The following is a 688-nucleotide window of genomic DNA, read 5'->3' as shown; positions in this document are numbered from 1 at the left end:
TGCAACGCAGACAGGTTCCTCCCCCTGCTGAAATGGGCAGTGACGCAAAACGACGAGGCGTTGGACTTCGTGCCCGAAGACCTTTTGACGGAAAAATTCTGCCTTGAGGCGGTGAAGGAAAACAGAGAGGCATTGGGCAATGTTCCGGAAGCCCTCCGGACGCCGGAGGTGTGCCTTGAAGCGGTGAGGCAAAACGGAGGAGCGTTGAAATATGTCCCGGAGAGCCTCCGGACATCAGAGGTATGCCTCGAGGCAGTCGGGCAAAGCGGCGGGACGTTGCAATATGTACCGGAGCGCCTCCAAACGGAGGAGGTGCGCCTCGAGGCAGTGAAGCAAAACGGCGGGGCGTTATACTGTGTGCCGGAAGACCTCCGGACAAAGGGGATGTGCCTTGAGGCGGTGAGGCAAAGCCACAGGGCGTTGCAACATGTGCCGAAGAAACTTCGGGCTCCAGAGATCTACCTCGAGGTGGTGAGACAAGACGGCCTGGCGTTGCTATGGGTGCCTAAGAAGCTTCGGACGCCAGAGATTCACCTCGAAGCAGTGAAGCAAAAGGGCATGGTGTTAGGCAATGTTCCGGAAAAACTCCGGACGCAGGAGATCTGCCTCGAGGCGGTTAGGCAAAACGGGGATGCGTTGAGATATGTGCCGGAAGACTTCCAGACAGAGGAGATGTGCCTTGAGGCGG

The 688-nt window shown here is 57.8% G+C and carries 1 protein-coding gene; it reads left to right on the top strand.

Annotation, left to right across the window (positions count from 1 at the left end):
* The coding region (locus E1297_RS01020; RefSeq protein WP_155132784.1) for a DUF4116 domain-containing protein at positions 1-688 on the top strand (688 nt) is incomplete at both ends.

The organism is Roseibium sp. RKSG952, from assembly GCF_009711355.1.
The sequence above is the reverse complement of the archived record's forward strand: the minus strand, read 5'-3'. Positions and strand labels throughout refer to the sequence as shown.